Annotated in this window: 13 protein-coding genes and 1 tRNA gene; 6 read left to right on the forward strand and 8 right to left on the reverse strand. The window is 72.8% G+C overall.

The annotated features are described in order from the left end of the window. Positions 1–90: 90 nt before the first annotated feature. The 3 genes from ACIQ6Y_RS21585 to ACIQ6Y_RS21595 all read right to left on the reverse strand — a co-directional run bounded on the left by ACIQ6Y_RS21585 (position 91) and on the right by ACIQ6Y_RS21595 (position 3,575). The gene (locus ACIQ6Y_RS21585; RefSeq protein WP_404041301.1) at positions 91–1,092 is read right to left on the reverse strand and encodes an MASE1 domain-containing protein; all 1,002 of its coding nucleotides are present in this window, start codon (positions 1,090–1,092) and stop codon (positions 91–93) included. Positions 1,093–1,167: 75 nt separating this feature from the next. Beyond that, positions 1,168–1,980, reverse strand: a complete 813-nt coding sequence (locus ACIQ6Y_RS21590; RefSeq protein WP_404041304.1) for a PP2C family protein-serine/threonine phosphatase — start codon at positions 1,978–1,980, stop codon at positions 1,168–1,170. A 263-nt stretch (positions 1,981–2,243) separates the two neighbouring features. After that, the gene (locus ACIQ6Y_RS21595; RefSeq protein ID WP_404041307.1) at positions 2,244–3,575 is read right to left on the reverse strand and encodes an acyltransferase; all 1,332 of its coding nucleotides are present in this window, start codon (positions 3,573–3,575) and stop codon (positions 2,244–2,246) included. Positions 3,576–3,717: 142 nt separating this feature from the next. Here ACIQ6Y_RS21595 and ACIQ6Y_RS21600 point away from each other — a divergent pair, with 142 nt between their 5' ends. Continuing rightward, positions 3,718–4,518 carry a GNAT family N-acetyltransferase gene (locus ACIQ6Y_RS21600; RefSeq protein ID WP_404041309.1) on the forward strand — a complete coding sequence of 267 codons (801 nt, stop codon included), beginning with the start codon at positions 3,718–3,720 and terminating at the stop codon, positions 4,516–4,518. Positions 4,519–4,536: 18 nt separating this feature from the next. Here ACIQ6Y_RS21600 and ACIQ6Y_RS21605 read toward each other — a convergent pair. From ACIQ6Y_RS21605 to ACIQ6Y_RS21615, 3 genes are all read right to left on the reverse strand, one after another. Beyond that, a tRNA-Trp gene (locus ACIQ6Y_RS21605) sits at positions 4,537–4,611 on the reverse strand. Between the two features lie 25 nt (positions 4,612–4,636). After that, positions 4,637–5,467, reverse strand: coding sequence for a DUF1206 domain-containing protein (locus ACIQ6Y_RS21610; RefSeq protein ID WP_404041311.1), 831 nt, complete (start codon positions 5,465–5,467; stop codon positions 4,637–4,639). An 85-nt stretch (positions 5,468–5,552) separates the two neighbouring features. Next, positions 5,553–6,371, reverse strand: coding sequence for a dienelactone hydrolase family protein (locus ACIQ6Y_RS21615; RefSeq protein WP_404041314.1), 819 nt, complete (start codon positions 6,369–6,371; stop codon positions 5,553–5,555). Between the two features lie 187 nt (positions 6,372–6,558). On the opposite strand from ACIQ6Y_RS21615, the gene ACIQ6Y_RS21620 reads away from it, so the two are divergent. Further along, on the forward strand, positions 6,559–7,479 hold the full coding sequence (locus ACIQ6Y_RS21620; protein ID WP_404041316.1) for an NADP-dependent oxidoreductase: 921 nt from the start codon (positions 6,559–6,561) through the stop codon (positions 7,477–7,479). Positions 7,480–7,499: 20 nt separating this feature from the next. Here the strand turns inward: ACIQ6Y_RS21620 and ACIQ6Y_RS21625 are convergent, their stop codons facing one another. Then, the gene (locus tag ACIQ6Y_RS21625; protein ID WP_404041319.1) at positions 7,500–8,231 is read right to left on the reverse strand and encodes a FadR/GntR family transcriptional regulator; all 732 of its coding nucleotides are present in this window, start codon (positions 8,229–8,231) and stop codon (positions 7,500–7,502) included. Positions 8,232–8,384: 153 nt separating this feature from the next. On the opposite strand from ACIQ6Y_RS21625, the gene ACIQ6Y_RS21630 reads away from it, so the two are divergent. The 3 genes from ACIQ6Y_RS21630 to ACIQ6Y_RS21640 are packed head-to-tail and all read left to right on the forward strand — an operon-like array spanning position 8,385 to position 11,402. Further along, positions 8,385–9,707, forward strand: coding sequence for an L-fuconate dehydratase (locus ACIQ6Y_RS21630; RefSeq protein WP_404041322.1), 1,323 nt, complete (start codon positions 8,385–8,387; stop codon positions 9,705–9,707). Next, a complete protein-coding gene (locus tag ACIQ6Y_RS21635) occupies positions 9,704–10,507 on the forward strand; it encodes an SDR family NAD(P)-dependent oxidoreductase (protein ID WP_404041325.1) in 804 nt (267 codons plus the stop codon). Before ACIQ6Y_RS21630 ends, ACIQ6Y_RS21635 begins: the two co-directional genes overlap by 4 nt. Before the next feature lie 22 nt (positions 10,508–10,529). Further along, the gene (locus ACIQ6Y_RS21640) at positions 10,530–11,402 is read left to right on the forward strand and encodes an amidohydrolase family protein (RefSeq protein ID WP_404041328.1); all 873 of its coding nucleotides are present in this window, start codon (positions 10,530–10,532) and stop codon (positions 11,400–11,402) included. Between the two features lie 197 nt (positions 11,403–11,599). On the opposite strand, the gene ACIQ6Y_RS21645 is transcribed toward ACIQ6Y_RS21640, so the two are convergent. Continuing rightward, on the reverse strand, positions 11,600–12,613 hold the full coding sequence (locus tag ACIQ6Y_RS21645) for a LacI family DNA-binding transcriptional regulator (protein ID WP_404041331.1): 1,014 nt from the start codon (positions 12,611–12,613) through the stop codon (positions 11,600–11,602). A 180-nt stretch (positions 12,614–12,793) separates the two neighbouring features. Here ACIQ6Y_RS21645 and ACIQ6Y_RS21650 point away from each other — a divergent pair, with 180 nt between their 5' ends. Continuing rightward, entirely contained in the window at positions 12,794–14,977 is a 2,184-nt protein-coding gene (locus tag ACIQ6Y_RS21650; RefSeq protein ID WP_404041334.1) for a discoidin domain-containing protein, read from the forward strand. Positions 14,978–15,024 lie beyond the last annotated feature (47 nt).

Genomic DNA, 15,024 nt, shown 5'->3' on the forward strand with positions numbered 1-15,024 from the left:
CTTGGGCTGTGCTGTCACCATCCGTACGCACCTCGGCCCGAGGTCGGTTGACATACAGCCCAAAGAATTACGTTGTGTGATCGACAGTGATCATTCGGTGTCCCGCTCGTGGGGCGTGGGCGCGCGGCCGAACGACCGTGGGGGCGCGAGGCCGGCGACCACCTCGGTGAGGACGGTGCAGGCCTCCTCGATCTTGCGGTAGGTGGTCTCGCGCTCGGCGACGACGGCCACCAGCAGCAGGGTGCTGAGCGCGGCGGCCCCGTTGAGGCCCTGCAGCACGACCATGTTCTCGACGATGCTGCGGTCGGCGAACGGTCCGAGATCGTGGACGGACGCCACCACCGTGAGCACCGACAGCACCAGCACGCACGCGGCGGCGTCGACCAGGCGGGTGCGCAGCGCCGCCCAGATCAGCAGCGGGAAGACCAGGAACAGCAGGTGGAGCGGGCTGTGGGTGACGGTGGTCGTCACGGCTGCCGTGGCGGCCACCAGCACCGCCGCCTCCATCCACTCCCGCAGGCCGGTCTCCCGCAGCGGCAGGGCGGCACGCGCGCCGAGCAGCAGGGGCGTGACCACGAGGACGCCCATCACGTCGCCGGTCCACCAGGCAGACCACACCGACCAGAACTCGTCCGAGGCGAGTCCGCCGGTGACGAGCAGCGTCGTGCTGCCCACCCCGGAGCTGATCAGCATCCCGGCGAAGGCTCCGCCGAAGACCAGCGCCAGGCCGTCTCTGAGCCGGTCGAGCTCGACCCCGAAGCCGAGACGCCGCAGGAGCAGGCAGGAGAAGAGCGGCCCTGCCGTGTTCCCGGCGGCGATCGCCAGGGCGGCCCAGGTGAGCGGGCCGAGGCTCGCCATGACCAGCAGGGCCCCCAGGGCGATGCCCGGCCAGATCCGCACCCCGAAGAGCAGCAACGCGGCCAGCGCCACACCGGTGGGCGGCCACAGCGGGGTGATGCGCGCGCCCTCGACGACGACCTGGGCCAGCAGGCCGAGTTTTCCGGTGACGGCGTACACGAGCGCGACGGCGAGGATCGTGAACCCCGTCGCAGCCGGGCGCCGCAGGCCCACGAAACGCACCACGCAGCCCATCACACGCCCTTCCGGGCCCGGAGCGGGGCGTGACACGCCTGGGGCGCGCCGCTCGTCACCCCGTCGCCGGTCCCCTCACGAGGCGCCCAGCACCAGCACCGCCGCGTCGTCGGTGTGGCCGGTCAGCTCGGCCACCTCGATGATCCGCGCCGCGAGCACATCGGGATCGCTGCCCGCGCCTGCCCGGGCGATGGCCAGCACTTGCTGCAGTCCGGACTCGATCGGGAAGGCCGGTCCTTCCAGCACACCGTCGGTGACCATGACGATCACGCCCTGTGCGGGCAGCCGGTGGCAGGTGACCGGGAAGCTCGCGCCGGCCACCACGCCCAGCGGGACGCCCCCTTCGTCCTCGATGATGCCGCCGCGCCCGTCGACCGCCGCCCAGACGGTGGGGACATGTCCGGCCCGGGCGGTCAGGACCTCGCCCGTGGCCGGGTCGAAGCGCAGGAAGCTGCAGGTCGCGAAGAGACCGCAGTCCATCGACATCAGCAGGTCGTTCGTGCGGCTGAGCACCTCTCCGGGGTCGGTGGTGAACGCGGCCACCGCGCGCAGTCCTATGCGTATCTGCCCCATGAAGGCCGCCGCCTCCACGTCGTGGCCCTGGACATCCCCCACGGAGAACGCCAGCGACCCGTCCGGCAGTCGGAACGCGTCGTACCAGTCGCCGCCGATGTCCAGTCCGGACCGGGCGGGCGCGTAGCGGGCGGCCGCCCGCAGTCCGGGCACCTCGGGGAGGCAGCCGGGCAGCATCTCGCGTTGCAGCACCTCGGCCAGCTCGAGCCTGGCCCGGTGCAGCTCCGTCCGCTCCAGCGCCTGCGTGGTGAGCCGGTTCAGCTCGCTCAGCAGGGTGTCGGCTTTCAGCGGCCGACGGAAACGATGACGGAACATGGGCCCTCCGAGGCGCTCCGGCCATGAGCCACCGCGCGAGGACCACGCGACCGGCCGAGGACCACCTTTCCTCCACAGCCGATCGTAGTGCCGGGACCCGCCCGGGCGCCTATCGAGACGTGGGTGCCAGGGGGCCGGCCTCCGGGGAGCAGGACGGCTCCGGCCGCCCGCCTCGCGGGTCCGGGGCGGGCGCCTCGCGGGTCCGGGGCGGGCGCCTCGCGGGTCCGGGGCGGGCGCCGTACCGATCCATACGGACAGCGGCCCTACGACCGTCCCGCCCGTTCCACCAGGAACCAGCCCGCGAGGCCCATCGCGACGGCCGCCGGGGCGGACACCTGGACGGCGACGAGGGTGGCCGTGTGGCCCTCCAGGAGGCCGCCGAAGCCGGTCATCGACAGGCCGAGGACACCGAACAGCGCCAGGGTGATGCCGAGCGCGGCGAGATGCCGGTTCCCCCCGCCGGAGCCGGAGGCACCCGCGCGGGCCGCCGCGGCGGCGGGCGGCTGCTCGAAGCGGCGGAAGAGGGTCACCAGCAGCGCGGTCAGGGCGGCCGCGGCGGCGAGCCGGACGGGGACCTGGGCCCACCAGGCGGCCGACGCGGGCTGCGGGAGCCGTATGCCGAGGGCGAGCAGCGTGCCGTACACACCGAGCATCGCGGTCAGGTGCCACAGGAACGCGGTCATCGCGACCCCGTTCGCGGCGACGACGGCGCGCCACACGCGTGCCCGGGCGGTGAACCGGGCGCCTGGGCGCTTCAGCAGCTCGACCGCGCCGACCAGCCACAGGCCGTGGCAGAGCAGTGCGAGCGTCGGCGGGGCCATGTTGGAGACCTTCTCGCCGGGCATGCCGACCATGGACAGCGGGTACGGCCCGAACCCGACGAGCAGCCCCGCGCCCACGAGGCCGACGGCGGCGAGGAGGCCGGGGCGGCGGATGAGGCCGTCGGCGCGCAGGAACCCCAGCTGGTGGATCGCCAGCCAGACCAGGCCGAAGTTCAGGAACGCGACGTACGGCACACCGGCCGCGAACCGCAGCACGTCCACCAGGGCCGCGCCCGCGACCAGGGCGGCGAAGGCGCCCCACCCCCAGCGGCCGTGCAGCCGCAGCAGCGGCGGGGTGAAGGCGACCATCGCGAGGTAGATGCCGATGAACCACAGCGGCTGGGCGACGAGCCGGAGGGCGACGCCGGTCAGACCGTCGTCGGCGCCGAGGAGTTGGACGGCGAGCGCGAGGGCGCTCCAGGTGCCGATGAAGACCATCGTGGGCCGCAGCAGCCGCTGCAGCCGGGCGCGCAGGAACACCGCGTACTGCGGCCGCGACCGGTGGGCGAGCGCGTGCGAGAAGCCGCCGACGAAGAAGAAGACCGGCATGACCTGGAGGGCCCAGGTGAGGATCTGCAGGCCGGGGACGACGGCGAGCAGATTGCCGACCTCCCCGTCGGGGGTGACGGCGGCCATCAGCCAGTGCCCGAGGACGACGACCGTGAGCGAGGCGACCCGCAGCAGGTCGACATAGCGGTCCCGTGACGCGGGGGTGGCGGCGGCCAGCTCCCGGACACTGCTGCCATGGCTCGCGCGGCTTGCGATGATTCCCATGCGAGGACGGTGCCGCGCGCCCGGTGGCCGCCGTCAGCGCTCGGATACTCAACTCGCGTCTGAGTACGTCGCCGTCGGCGTCCGGGGCATATCGTGACTGGGGGTCATCTCCCCTTCCCACGCGACCACTTGAGAGGTCTGGATGCCTGAACTCGCGGATGCCGTCGAATCGGTGGAGCAGCTCGCCGTCGTGTGGCGCGCCATGGTGCTCGACCGGGATGCCGCCGCGGATGTGCGCGACCTTCCGGGCATCGCCGTGCGGTGGGCCGACTCCCGGTTCGCGTTCTGGAACTGCCTCACGCTGACCGAGGTCGGCGCGGACGCGGGGGTGGTGGAGCGGCGTCTGGGCGAGGCGGCGGACATCATGCGCGCGAAACGCCGTCCCGGGTTCCTGTGGGTCTTCGACGACCTCCTCGAACGCGAGGCACGCGCGGAGCTGGACGCGGCGGCCGAGCGGGCGGGCCTGGTGTACGCCTTCCCAGGGACCGGCATGGCGGGAGATCTGCTGCCGCTGCCCGAGCCGGCGCATCCCGAGCTGACGTTCGTCCGCGTGAGCACCGACGCCCACCTGCGCGCGTACGCCGACCTGAACTCGCGTGCGTACGGCTTCCCGCTGGAGGACGGCCGGGACGGACTCGCGGGCTCCGCGCTGTGGAAGGAGCAGGTGCATGCCTACCTGGGCCTGCGCGACGGCGTTCCCGTGACCTGCGCGGCGACGGTCGAGGCGGAGGGCCGGCTGTTCGTCGTGCTGGTCGCGACCGACCCGGACTTCGAACGCCGGGGCTACGGCGAGGCGGTGACCCGCAAGGCCCTGTACGAGGGGGCCCGGGCGACCGGCCTGACCCGCGCCACCCTCCACGCGACCGCGGCCGGGGCGCCGGTGTACCCGCGCATCGGTTTCGTACCGAACTCGCCGATCCGCTTCTACGGCCTCAAGTCCTGACCCCGAGTGCGGGAAGGGCGGAGCCGACCGGATTCGAACCGGCGTCCTCACGGTTTTGGAGACCGCGCGCGACGACCTCTGCGCTACGGCCCCGCCCGGTCGGCCACCCTACCGTCGCTCACACCTTGCGCCACTTGGCCTGCCCGAAGGAGAACGCGCCGAACAGCGCGAGTCCGGCGGCGAGGGCGACGAGGAGCCAGGGGCCGGCCGGGGTGTGGGCGAAGGAGCGGATCGTGTCGTCCATGCCCTTGGCCTTGTCCGGGTCGAAGGCGACGGCCGCCTGCAGGCCGAAGACTCCGACCGCGGCGACGACGAGCCCGCGGGCGACGCCGCCGGCCACGCCCGTGAGGTCCATGAAGCGGCGCTGGCTGCGGGACATGCCGGTCCACGCCAGGTGTTTGCGGTACTTGCGCAGGACGGCCCGGCCTCCGATCCACACGCCCGCGGCGATGACGCCCGCGGCCACCAGCCCGACCCACCAGGGTCCGCCCGGCAGGCCGAGCAGGCGGCGGGTGATGTCCTGGCTCTGCCGGTCGGTCGAGCCCGCGCCGCTGCCCCGGCCGCCTGCCGCGAAGGACAGCACGAGGAAGGACGTGACGCCGTAGAAGACGCATCGGGCTGCGGCCATGAGGCGCTTCGCCACGCGCTCGCCCTTGGGTCCGCCGGTGCCGAGGACGGCTTCCGACAGCCGCCACAGGGCCATTCCGGCCAAGCCGATGCCGAGGGCCCACAGGAGTCCGGCTCCGAACGGCGTCGCGGCGACATCCGCCAGGGCTCCGCCCCGGTCGGCCTGCTCGTGGGTGTCCGTCAGGGCGATGCGTACGGCCAGCGCCGCGACGAGCAGGTACAGCACGCCCCGCGCGACGAAGCCCGCCCGGGCGCCTGCCCGGACGGCGTCTCCTCGGGCCGCTCGTCTCGCCACGGCCGTGGACGTCCCCGCTGTGGTCATGTGTGGTCACTCCCCTCGGCTCCGGCCAGCCGGGTGCCCGCGTCCCGGCCTGCCGAACCCTCGCCTGCGTGGGTGCTCTCACGTGTCAGGAAGTCAGCAGGCGCTCCCGCAGGTGCTCCAGGACCCGGTCGAGGGCCTGGCGGGTGGGCTGGCCGGGCTCGTCGACGAGGTGCTCGGTCAGAGCCGAGTGCGGAGGTGTGGCGGCGTCCGGTGCGGCGGCGCTGTCGTCGAGCTCGATGCCGACGAACGCCTCGCCGAGCTGCTCCCGCAGCAGCGCGAAGCGGTCGCCCGGGACGAGCCGGTCGCCACGGAAGCGCACGCCGAGCACGGTCAGGCCGGCCTCGCAGCGCTGCCGTACGGCCCGCAGGTCGGCCGGGGAGATGTCCAGGGAGCGGCGGTTGCGGGCGGTGACGGCGAGCGGGAGGGACGGCTGGCAGAGCACCGGCGCGAGGAGGCGTTCGTCGGTGGCCATCGCGAGGGCGTAGCCGCCGGTGAAGCACATGCCGACGGCGCCGACGCCGGGGCCGCCGCACCGCTTGTGCTCGTGCACCGCGAGCGCGCGCAGCCAGGTGACGACGGGAGAGGTCCGCCCGGCCGCGAACACGGTGAACTCTCTGCTGACGCAGATCCGGCCGACGGCGCGCAGGCCCGTCAGCGCGGTGCCGGCCCAGCCGTGCGCGGCCGGGTCCGGATCGCGTCCGGCGACGCCGAACAGGTCCGGCAGGACCACCGTGCAGCCCAGGTCGCGGACCCGGCGGGCGAAGCGGGCCACTTTCGGGGTGATGCCCGGGATCTCGGCCATGACGATCACCGCGGGTCCCGCCCCGGACCGCAGCACCCCGTGCGAGCGGCCCGCGTGCGTGAACCGCTCCCGGGTGAAGTCCTTCAGTGGATCGTCGGCCACGGGTCCTCCTGGCTCCGGCCTCGCCCGGTCGTCCTCTACGGCGACCTGGATCCTACTGCCAAGTAACCGACGGGACAGAGGCTTTGGCGCAACGCGCGGGGCCGAGGCGTCGCGCCCGCATCGCTCACCGGCGTGTGATGTACTCGATCTTCCTTGGTGTCTACAGCCGTCCTCAGGAGGTCTGTACATGCGCGCGGTCACGTACGACGCCTACGCCCCGGACAACTCCCGGCTGCGCCTCCAAGAGGTGCCCGACCCCAAGGTCGCTCCCGGACAGGTGCTCATCCAGGTCCGGGCGGCCGGGGTCAATCCCGTGGACTGGAAGATCATGACGGGCGGGCTCGACGGCATGATGGACACGGTCTTCCCCGCCATCCCGGGCTGGGACGTCGCCGGAGTCGTCACCGGGACGGGCCCGGACGCACCGGAGTTCGCCGTCGGGGCGGAGGTGATGGCGTACGCCCGTAAGCACGTCGTCCACGCGGGAACGTTCGCGGAGTACGTCGCCGTCGACGCGTCGGCGGTGGCCCACAAGCCGGCCGGGCTGGACTGGGCGCAGGCCGGCGGGCTGCCGCTGGCGGGGCTGACCGCGCTGCGCACGCTGGACCGGATGGACGTCGGCGCGGACGACACGCTGCTGGTGCACGGGGCCTCGGGCGGTGTGGGCAGCCTGGGCGTGCAGCTCGCCGTGGACCGGGGCGCGCGGGTGATCGGCACGGCGTCCGAGCGCAATCACGACTTTCTACGGGGTCTGGGCGCGGAGCCGGTCGCGCACGGCGACGGTCTGGCCGAGCGGGTGCGCGCGCTGGCGCCCGACGGGGTGTCGGCCGTCGCCGACTTCGTCGGCGGGCAGCTGGAGGCGACCCTGGCGGTGCTGGCGCCGGCCGGCCGCCACGCCTCGGTGGCGGACCCCTCGGTGCAGCAGCACGGCGGCTCGTGGATCTGGGTGCGCCCCGACGGCGAGAAGCTGGCGGAGCTGGCGGCCCTGGTCGAGCGGGGCGCGTTGACGGTGGAGGTCGCCGAGACCTTTCCGCTGGAGGCCGTGGGGGCCGCGTTCGACGCGAGCCGGACCGGCCGCACCCGGGGGAAGCTGGTGATCACGCCCTGAGTCCCGCTCGGCGGGGGCGTTCAGTCCTTGGCGCCAGGGTCGGGGGCGCAGGGCATCGGGGGCAGGGCGGAGTCCGCTGAGCCGAGGGTGTCGCGCAGCCACTGTTCGACGCCGGCGAGGTGCACGGTGGCCCAGGCCTGGGCGAGTTCGGGCCGACGGGCGGCGATGGCGTCGCAGATGGCGCGATGCTGTTCCACGGTCCGGGCCACGGCGCCCTCCTCCGTCAGACCCCGCCAGATCCGGGCCCGGACGGTCGGGCCGCTCAGGCCTTCGAGCAGGGAGCACAGCACCGTGTTGCCTGCGCCGGCGGCCAGCGTGCGGTGGAACTCCAGGTCGTTGGCGATCAGTTCGTCGAGTCCCGCGTCGGCGGGGAGGCTGTCGAGGACCGCACGCAGCCGCGCGATCTCCTCGTCGGGCATCACCCGGGCGGCCACGCCCGCGGCGTGCGTCTCCAGGACGCGGCGGACCTCCAGGAACTCCAGCACGGTGTCGTCCTGGTGGAAGTCGACGACGAATCCGAGGGCCTCCAGCAGCAGCCCGGGCTCCAGGCTCGTCACATAGGTGCCGTCGCCCTGGCGGACGTCCAGGACCCGGATCAGCGACAGCGCCTTCACCGCCTCCCGCAGCGAGTTGCGGGACAGCCCCAGCCGCTCGGCGAGGTCGGCCTCCTTCGGCAGCCGCGTACCGGGGCGCAGTTCGCCGCCGACGATCATCTCCTTGATCTTCTCGATCGCCTCGTCGGTGACCGGCATCTTGGCCTCCTTATGGTTTCAAGTCATCGGATGTCTTTCCTTGAACTCCCTTCTTGCCTCCCCGTGTTGCCCAACCCTAAAGTCCTTCCGCAGAAGATACATCGGATCTATCGGCTGTCCGGGAAGTGTCCGCACCTCTCAAGGAGAAGGCCCGTGACCGCGCGGATCACCACACTCGACACCTACGACATCCGCTTCCCCACGTCCCGCGAACTCGACGGCTCGGACGCCATGAACCCCGACCCCGACTACTCGGCGGCCTATGTGGTGCTGCGCACCGACGAGCCCGGGGGCCCCGAGGGGCACGGCTTCACGTTCACCATCGGCCGGGGCAACGACGTGCAGGTCGCCGCCATCGAGGCCCTGCGCGAGCATGTGATCGGCCGGAGCGTGGCCGAGGTGTGCGCCGACCCGGGCACGCTGAACCGCGCGATGACCGGTGACAGCCAGTTGCGCTGGCTCGGCCCCGAGAAGGGCGTGATGCACATGGCGATCGGGGCCGTCGTCAACGCCCTGTGGGACCTGGCCGCCAAGCGCGAGGGCAAGCCGCTGTGGCTGCTCCTGGCGGACGCCGATCCCGAGTGGCTGGTCTCGCAGGTGGACTTCCGCTACCTCACGGACGCGCTCTCCGAGTCGGAGGCCCTGGAGCTGCTGCGGGCCGGCCGTGCGGGCCGCGCCGAGCGGGAGGAACTCCTGCGTGGGCGTGGCTATCCCGCGTACACGACCTCGCCCGGCTGGCTCGGCTACTCCGACGAGAAGCTGACCCGCCTCGCCCATGAGGCTCTCGCGGACGGCTTCACGCAGATCAAGCTGAAGGTCGGGGCCGACCTCGGCGACGACGTCCGGCGCTGCCGGGCGGCCCGGGGGGCGATCGGCCCGGACATCCGGATGGCGCTGGACGCCAACCAGCGCTGGGGCGTTGCCGAGGCCGTCGAGTGGACGAAGGCGCTCAGCGAGTTCGACCCGTACTGGATCGAGGAGCCGACCAGCCCCGACGACGTGCTGGGACACGCGGCGGTACGGCGGGCGGTGGCCCCGGTGAAGGTGGCCACGGGCGAGCATGTGCACAACCGTGTCGTCTTCAAGCAGTTGCTCCAGGCGGAGGCGATCGACGTCCTCCAGCTGGACGCCACCCGGGTCGGCGGGGTCAACGAGAACCTGGCGATCCTGCTGCTGGCCGCCAGATTCGGCGTGCCGGTGTGCCCGCACGCGGGAGGGGTCGGCCTGTGCGAACTGGTCCAGCATCTGGCCATGTTCGACCATCTCGCCCTGTCGGGCACCACCGAGGACCGCGTCATCGAGTACGTCGACCATCTGCACGAGCACTTCGTGACCCCGGTGGTCGTCGAGGGCGGCCATTACCGGGCGCCTCTCACGCCCGGCTTCTCTGCCGAGATGCACCCGGCGTCACTCGCCAAGTACCGCTACCCGGACGGGGAGTTCTGGGTCGCTTCCGGGGAAGGACGGACGGCATGACGACGGAGGACCTGCGGGGCCTGCGGGCCCTCGTCACCGGCGGCGGCTCGGGCATCGGCCGCGCCACCACCGCACTTCTGCTCGCCCGCGGGGCACGGGTGGCCGTGCTCGACCTGGACCCGGCCGGCGCGGCACTCGGCTTCACCGCCGACCTCGACCCGGACCCGGCCGGCGCCGCACTCGGCTTCACCGCCGACCTTGCCGACGACACCTCTGTACGCCAGGCCGTCGCCGCGGCCGGGGACGCGCTCGGCGGACTGGACATCCTGGTCAACAACGCGGGCATCGGCGCGGCCGGCACCGTCGAGGACAACCCGGACGAGCAGTGGCACCGGGTGCTCGACGTGAACCTCCTCGGCGTCGTCCGCACCACCCGTGCCGCGCTGCCGCTGCTGCGCCGCTCGCGGCAGGCCGCGATCGTCAACACCTGCTCCATCGCCGCGACGGCGGGGCTGCCGCAGCGGGCGCTGTACTCGGCGAGCAAGGGCGCGGTGCTCTCGCTGACCCTGGCGATGGCGGCCGACCACATCGGCGAGGGCATCCGCGTGAACTGCGTCAACCCCGGGACCGTGGACACGCCTTGGGTGGGCCGGCTGCTCGACGCCGCCGAGGACCCCGCGTCCGAGCGGGCCGCGCTCGAAGCCCGGCAGCCCACCGGGCGCCTGGTCAGTGCCGAGGAGGTCGCCGCCGCCATCGTCTACCTGGCCGGACCGGCGGCCGGTTCGGTGACCGGCACCGCGCTCGCCGTGGACGGCGGAATGGCCGGGCTGCGGCTGCGGCCCCGGGCCGTCTCGAGCTGACGCCCCGGGGAGCTGTGCGCGTATGCGGATGATCGACGCCCACCACCATGTCTGGGACCTCGCCGTCAGGGACCAGGACTGGATCACCGGTCCCGAACTGGCCCCGCTGCGGCGCGACTTCTCGCTGGCCGACCTGGCCCCCGAGGCGGCGGCGGCCGGGGTGTCCGCGAGCGTGCTGGTGCAGACGGTGACGGTGGCGCAGGAGACCCCGGAGCTCCTGCGGCTCGCCGCCGGCAGCGCGCTCGTGGCGGGGGTGGTCGGCTGGACGGACCTGACCGATCCCGCCGTCGCCGACCGGCTGGCCGAGCTGCGTGAACTGCCGGGCGGGGACGCGCTGGTGGGCGTACGCCACCAGGTGCAGTCGGAGCCGGACCCACGCTGGCTGCTGCGGCCGGACGTGCTGCGCGGCCTGCGGGCGGTGGCCGCGGCCGGACTCGTCCACGACCTGGTGGTGCTGCCCCACCAGTTGCCCGCGGTGGTCGACGCGGCACGCGCCGTACCGGACCTCGTCTTCGTCCTCGACCACCTCGGCAAGCCGCCCGTCGCCACCGGCGTCCTCGAACCCTGGGCCACCTGGCTGCGCGCACTCGCCGCCCTGCCCAACACCGCGGCCAAGCCGTCCGGCCTGGTCACCGAGGCCGACCTGGCGCACTGGACCACCGCCGACCTGCGCCCGTACGCCCGGCTCGCCCTGGAGCACTTCGGCGCCGAGCGGCTGATGTTCGGCTCGGACTGGCCGGTGTGCACCCTGGCCGCCGACTACTGCCGGGTCGTCGCCACCACCCGCGAACTGACCGACGGCCTCGGCCCCATGGAGCGCGCAGCGATCTTCGGCGACACGGCAGCCCGCGTCTACGGCCTCGCTCCCCTGCCCCCGCGGCCTACGGCGGTGTGACGGCCGACGAAGTCGCGTCTACGACCTCGCTCCCCCGCCCTGCGGCCTACGGCGGTGTGACGGCCGACGAAGTCGCGTCCACTGCCTCCCTCCCCCCCCCCCAGTACCTACGGCAGCGTGACGGCCGACGAATCCGCGTCTACGGCCTCACTCCCCAGCCCCCGCCACCTCCGCCGGCATGAAGGCCGACAAGGCCGTCAGGCCGACTCCCGCACCACCAGCACCGGTTCGAACAGCACCGACGTCTCGGCGGCACCCCGCAGTTGATCGAGCAGCAGCCGCGCCATCGCCGCGGCCATCTCCTCCACCGGCTGGCGTACGGTGGTCAGCGGTGGCCGGCACTCCGTCGCGGCGGCGGAGTCGTCGAAGCCCACCACGGCCACCTCTCCGGGCACGGAGACCCCCTGCTCGCGCAGGTACTGGCAGGCACCCTGGGCCATCAGGTCGTTCGCGGCGAACACCCCGTCGAGTCCGGGGTGTTCCCGCAGGAGGCGGGCCATCGCCTGGCGGCCGCTCGCCATGGTGAACAGCCCTCTCACGACGGGCACGTCCTCGATGCCCGCCGCCGCCAGAGCGGCACGGAAGCCGGCCAGGCGTTCCCGGGCGGCCGGCGCCGACACGGGCGCGGCGATGGTGGCCGGGCGGCGTCGGCCGAGGGCGAGCAGATGCCCGGCGGCCAGCCGCGCGCCCGCCTCGTTGTCGAGGTCCACGAACCCGGTGCGCACCCCGTCCCGCGGGCGGCCGAAGAGCACGGTCGGGACGCCCGCCGTCACCAGCATCGACGGCAGCGGGTCGCCCACGTCGAGGGACACCACCAGCGCCCCGTCGGCGGCGCCCTGCCGCAGGTACTCCAGCACCTGCCCCCGGGCGTCCTCCGACTCCGCCACCAGCAGGACCGGCTGGACGCCCCGCTCGCGCAGCGAGGCCACCGCGCCGTCGACCACCCGCCCGAAGAAGGGGTCGGCGAAGACCCGGGCGGCGAAGGCCTCGCCGACGGCGGAGAGCACGAGGGCCACCGCGCCGGTGCGGCGCGTCACCAGCGACCTGGCGGCCCGGTTGGGGGTGTACCCGGTCCGGTCGATGGCCTGGCGCACCGCCCGCTGGATCTCCGGGTCCACATTGCGGACACCGTTGACCACGCGCGAGACGGTCGCACGGGACACCCCGGCCTGCCGCGCGACGTCCTCCAGGGTCGGTCCCCTCTTCGTCACGCAGGCACCCTAACGGGCTGTCGCCGGACGAGTACGCGCAGGTGCCCGCCCTCGATCTCTGGCGACTTAAGCCAAGTCAAAAGAAAAGTACGACACGACGCTTGACCGTTCATCAACAAGGCGGGCAAGGTGCCGGAGAGCGCTCTCCAGTTCCCGCACGGTCAACACCTAGGAGCCCCCATGCCTTCAGTCGGGACACCGCCGGTCCTCCGGCGTTCCACCCCGGCAACCAGACGCGCCACCGCCGGCGCGCTGGTCTCCTCCCTGATCGGCACCCTGCTCGCCCTCGGCCCGGCCGGCGCGGCACACGCCGACCCCGTCCTGCTCTCCCAGGGCCGTACCGCCACCGCCTCCTCCACCGAGGGCGCGGCCTTCGCCGCCTCCGCCGCCGTCGACGGCAACCTCACAAGCACCCGCTGGGCCAGCCAGTGGACCGACAACCAGTGGTTCCAGGTCGACCTCGGCAGGTCCGTCGACATCAGCCGAGTCGTCCTCACCTGGGAGGCCGCGTACGGCAAGGCGTACGACATCCAGCTCTCCGACAACGGCACCGACTGGCGCACCGTCAGGTCGGTCACCGCAGGCGACGGAGGCGCCGACGACCTCACCCTGACCGGCACCGGCCGCTACGTCCGCCTCCAGGGCATCACCCGCGGGACGGGGTACGGCTACTCCCTGTGGGAGTTCCAGGTCTACGGCGGCGGGGACACCGCCCAACTACCGGGCGGCGGCGACCTCGGACCCAACGTCCATGTCATCGACCCGTCGACGCCGGACATCCAGGGCAAGCTGGACGCGGTGTTCCGCGAGCAGGAGTCGGCCCAGTTCGGCACCGGACGGCACGCGTTCCTGTTCAAGCCGGGCACCTACAACAACCTCAACGCCCAGATCGGCTTCTACACCCAGATCGCGGGCCTCGGCCTCAAGCCCGACGACACGCTGATCAACGGCGACGTCACCGTCGACGCGGGCTGGTTCAACGGCAACGCCACGCAGAACTTCTGGCGTTCGGCGGAGAACCTCGCGGTCAACCCGGTCAACGGCACCGACCGCTGGGCCGTCTCCCAGGCCTCCTCCTTCCGCCGGATGCACATCAAGGGCGGCCTGAACCTCGCCCCGAACGGCTACGGCTGGGCCAGCGGCGGCTACATCGCCGACTCGAAGATCGACGGACAGATCGGCAACTACTCGCAGCAGCAGTGGTACACCCGGGACAGCTCCATCGGCGGCTGGTCCAACTCGGTCTGGAACCAGGTCTTCTCGGGCGTCGCGGGCGCCCCGGCCACCGGCTTCCCCGAGCCGCGCTACACCACACTGAACAACACCCCCGTCTCGCGCGAGAAGCCCTTCCTCTACCTCGACGGCAACGAGTACAAGGTCTTCGCCCCCGCGCTGCGCACCAACGCCCGTGGCACCACCTGGGAGTCGGGCACCCCACAGGGCCAGTCCATCCCCCTCAGCAGCTTCTACGTGGTCAAGCCCGGCACCACCGCGGCCACCATCAACCAGGCTCTCGCGCAGGGACTGCACCTGCTGTTCACGCCCGGCGTCTATCACGTCGACCGGACGATCGAGGTCAACCGGCCCGGCACCGTCGTCCTGGGCCTCGGCCTCGCGACGATCGTCCCGGACAACGGCGTGACCGCGCTGCGCGTCGCCGACGTCGACGGAGTGCGCCTGGCGGGTCTGCTGATCGACGCGGGCACGGTCAACTCGCCCACACTTCTGGAGGTCGGCCCGCAGAACGCGTCCGCCGACCATGCCGCCAACCCCACGACCGTCCAGGACGTGTACATCCGCATCGGCGGCGCGGGCCCCGGCAAGGCCACCACCAGCATGGTCGTCAACAGCGACGACACCATCGTCGACCACACCTGGGTCTGGCGCGCCGACCACGGCCAGGGCGTCGGCTGGGACACCAACCGCGCGGACTACGGCGTCCGCGTCAACGGCGACGACGTCCTGGCCACCGGCCTGTTCGTGGAGCACTTCAACAAGTACGACGTGGAGTGGTACGGCGAGCGCGGCCGCACGATCTTCTTCCAGAACGAGAAGGCGTACGACGCCCCGAACCAGGCCGCCATCCAGAACGGCAGCACCAAGGGCTATGCGGCCTACCGGGTGGACGACGCGGTCAACACCCATGAGGGCTGGGGCATGGGCAGCTACTGCTACTACAACGTGGACCCGACGATCCGTCAGGACCACGGCTTCAAGGCGCCGGTGAAGCCCGGCGTGAAGTTCCACAGCCTGCTGACCGTCTCACTGGGCGGCAACGGCCAGTTCAACCACGTCATCAACGACACCGGCGCCCCCACCGAGGGCACCGCGACCGTCCCGTCGACCGTCGTCTCCTACCCCTGACGGTCCCGGTCGGGTCACGCGCCCCACTCGCGTGACCCGGCCCCCGT

Origin of the sequence: Streptomyces sp. NPDC096205 (assembly GCF_044763135.1) — a bacterium.
Taxonomy (GTDB): Bacteria; Actinomycetota; Actinomycetes; order Streptomycetales; family Streptomycetaceae; genus Streptomyces.

Bases quoted from the DNA above. Each gene is read 5' to 3' on its own strand.
- ACIQ6Y_RS21585 (WP_404041301.1), bottom strand. From the start codon at position 1,092: ATGGGCTGCGTGGTGCGTTTCGTGGGCCTGCGGCGCCCGGCTGCGACG.
- ACIQ6Y_RS21590 (WP_404041304.1), bottom strand. From the start codon at position 1,980: ATGTTCCGTCATCGTTTCCGTCGGCCGCTGAAAGCCGACACCCTGCTG.
- ACIQ6Y_RS21595 (WP_404041307.1), bottom strand. From the start codon at position 3,575: ATGGGAATCATCGCAAGCCGCGCGAGCCATGGCAGCAGTGTCCGGGAG.
- ACIQ6Y_RS21600 (WP_404041309.1), top strand. From the start codon at position 3,718: ATGCCTGAACTCGCGGATGCCGTCGAATCGGTGGAGCAGCTCGCCGTC.
- ACIQ6Y_RS21610 (WP_404041311.1), bottom strand. From the start codon at position 5,467: ATGACCACAGCGGGGACGTCCACGGCCGTGGCGAGACGAGCGGCCCGA.
- ACIQ6Y_RS21620 (WP_404041316.1), top strand. From the start codon at position 6,559: ATGCGCGCGGTCACGTACGACGCCTACGCCCCGGACAACTCCCGGCTG.
- ACIQ6Y_RS21625 (WP_404041319.1), bottom strand. From the start codon at position 8,231: ATGCCGGTCACCGACGAGGCGATCGAGAAGATCAAGGAGATGATCGTC.
- ACIQ6Y_RS21635 (WP_404041325.1), top strand. From the start codon at position 9,704: ATGACGACGGAGGACCTGCGGGGCCTGCGGGCCCTCGTCACCGGCGGC.
- ACIQ6Y_RS21640 (WP_404041328.1), top strand. From the start codon at position 10,530: ATGCGGATGATCGACGCCCACCACCATGTCTGGGACCTCGCCGTCAGG.
- ACIQ6Y_RS21650 (WP_404041334.1), top strand. From the start codon at position 12,794: ATGCCTTCAGTCGGGACACCGCCGGTCCTCCGGCGTTCCACCCCGGCA.